Annotated in this window: 1 protein-coding gene and 1 pseudogene; both read left to right on the top strand. The window is 63.4% G+C overall.

Annotated features, from left to right (window positions below):
• Positions 1–190 (top strand): annotated as a pseudogene (locus tag EN935_RS29135) (DNA polymerase Y family protein); the annotation flags it as partial.
• A partial coding sequence (locus EN935_RS29140; protein ID WP_127373889.1) for an error-prone DNA polymerase occupies positions 187–2,966 on the top strand: 2,780 nt, incomplete at its 3' end. The pseudogene EN935_RS29135 and the gene EN935_RS29140, both read left to right, overlap by 4 nt.

Below are 2,966 nucleotides of genomic sequence, written 5' to 3' on the forward strand. Positions count from 1 at the left end.
GGCCGAAGGGCCGGAACGCATCGCCGCCGAATGGTGGCGGGAAGCGCCAAGCGACGAGGCGGCATCGACGCGCGACTATTTCCGCATCGAGGATGCCGACGGCCGCCGCTACTGGCTCTACCGGCAAGGCCTCTACGGTGGCGCCTCGCAGGTGCCGCCGCGCTGGTTCCTGCATGGGGTCTTCGCATGAACGCGCTGACCGTCATTCCCTATGCCGAGTTCGGCATCCAGTCGAATTTCTCCTTTCTACGTGGCGCCTCCAAGCCGGAGGAGCTGGTGGTCGCGGCCAAGCTCCTGGGTTTCTCCGCGATCGGGCTTGCCGACCGCAACACGGTGGCCGGCGTGGTGCGCGCCTGGCAGCAGGCCAAGGTCGAAAAGCTCTCCTATCATCCCGGCTGCCGGCTGGTTTTTGGCGACGGCACGCCGGACATTCTCGCCTACCCCCAGGACCGCAAGGGCTGGGGGCATCTCTGCCGCATGCTCACCCAGGCCAATCTGCGCGACGAAAACGAAAAGGGCGCCACCCTTCTCCAGCGCAGCGACCTGCTCGAATGGGGTGACCTGATGTCGCTGGCGGTCCTGCCCGATCTGTCGGCGGGCGCGGAAGATAGTCTTGCCCTGCTTGGTGAGCTCAAGGACCGCTTCGGCAAAAGCCTGCGGCTTGGTGTTTCGCCCGACTATGCCGGAAATGACCGTTTCCGGATCGAGCAGGCTGCGGCGATGGCCGAGAGCGATGGCATTCCGTTGATGGCGACCAACGACGTTCTCTACCACACGGCCGAACGGCGCCCGCTGCAGGACGTGCTGACCGCGATCCGCCTCAACACCCCCGTCGCCGAGGTCGGGCTGGAACTGACCGCCAATGCCGAACGCCATCTGAAGCCGCCGATGGAAATGGCCCGCCTGTTCCGCCGGCATCCACAGGCGCTGGCCGAGACCTTGCGGTTTGCGCAAGAGCTGACCTTTTCGCTCAGCGACCTCCAGTACAATTATCCGGACGAGCCGACGGAATCGGGTCTTGGTCCACAGGCTGAGCTGGCGAGACTGGCTCGGGAGGGGGCGGCGAACCGCTACCCGGCGGGAGTGCCGGCTTCCGTGATCAAGCGCATCCAGGAAGAGCTCACTCTCATCGAGCGCCTCAACTACGCCCGCTATTTCCTGACCGTCTACGACATCATCAAATTCGCCCGTGGCCAGGGCATTCTCTGCCAGGGACGTGGGTCAGCCGCCAATTCGGTCATCTGCTTCTGCATCGGCATCACCGAAGTGGGGCCAGACAAGATCGATACGCTCTTCGAGCGCTTCATTTCCGAGGAGAGAAACGAGCCGCCGGATATAGACGTCGACTTCGAGCATGAGCGACGCGAAGAGGTGATGCAGTACATCTATACGAAATACAGCTCCAAGCGCACGGCACTCGCCGCCGCCGTGATCAGCTATCGCGGCCGCTCGGCGCTGCGCGAGGTCTCCAAGGCGATGGGTCTGTCCGACGATATCAGGGCGTCCCTTTCCGGCTCGATCTGGGGCTGGTCGACCTCGGAGCTTGGCGAGAAGGAAGCTCGCGCCGGCGGCCTCGATCGCACCGATCCGGTGTCGCGGCATGTGATGGAACGCGCCAACGAGATCATGGGGTTTCCCCGCCATCTGTCCCAGCATGTCGGCGGCTTCGTGATCACCAGGGATCGGCTCGACGAGATCGTCCCCATCGTCAAGACGGCGATGGACCAGCGCAAGATGGTCGAGTGGGACAAGGACGATCTCGACGCTGTGAAGATCCTGAAAGTCGACGTGCTGGCGCTCGGCATGCTGACCTGCCTCCAGCGCGCCTTCACCTTGCTCACGGACCACTATCCCAAGGCGCGGGACCCATACGGGCAACCCTATGTGCTGGCAACCCTGCCGGCAGAGGACCAAAATGTCTATGATATGATCTGCCGCGCCGACACGCTCGGCGTCTTCCAGATCGAGTCTCGCGCGCAAATGTCGATGCTGCCGCGGCTCCAGCCGCGCGATTTTTATGACCTTGTCATCGAGGTGGCGATCGTTCGGCCAGGCCCGATCCAGGGCGATATGGTCCATCCCTATCTGCGCCGTCGGCAGGGCAAGGAAAAACCCGAATATCAAAAACCGGAGCTGGAGGCGATCCTCAGCAAGACGCTTGGCGTTCCGCTGTTCCAGGAACAAGCGATGAAGATCGCCATCGTCGCTGGCGGCTTCAAGCCGGGCGAGGCCGATGAACTGCGCCGCGCCATGGCCACCTTCAAGCGCACCGGCACCATCGGCAATTACCGAGACCGTATGATCAATGGCATGGTCGGCAAGGGCTACACGAAGGACTTCGCCGAGCGCTGCTTCAAGCAGATCGAGGGTTTTGGCGAATATGGCTTTCCCGAAAGCCATGCTGCTTCCTTCGCCCTGCTCGTCTATACCTCCTGCTGGTTCAAGACCTTCTATCCCGACGTGTTCTGCGCCGCGATCCTGAACTCGCAGCCGATGGGGTTTTACCAGCCGGCCCAGCTCGTGCGCGACGCACGCGACCATGGTGTCGACATCCGCGACGTCGACGTCAATTTCTCGGTCTGGGATTGCACGCTGGAGGAATTCCCTTTCGATCCGGCCCGCATCCTCCCTCGCCACGCCGAAATGCGCGGTGTCATCCAGACAAATCATGCGGTTCGGCTCGGCTTCCGCCAGATCAAGGGCCTGTCGAAGGAACGCATGGAGGCTTTCGTCGAGCGGCGCGGCTCAGGCTACTCAACCGTGAGAGATGTCTGGCTGCGCTCCGGCCTCGATGTCGACGAGATCGAGAGGTTGGCGCAGGCCGATGCCTTCCGTTCGCTCGGCCTCGACCGCCGCGAGGCGCTGTGGGCGGTGCGCGCGCTCGACGGCAAGAGTGCCGCCGAAAGACTGCCGCTGTTCGACCAGCCGGCGATCCACCTGCGCGAGCTGGAGCCCGAGACCTGTCT

Source organism: Mesorhizobium sp. M7D.F.Ca.US.004.03.1.1 (assembly GCF_003998635.1).
Lineage (GTDB): Bacteria > Pseudomonadota > Alphaproteobacteria > Rhizobiales > Rhizobiaceae > Mesorhizobium > Mesorhizobium loti.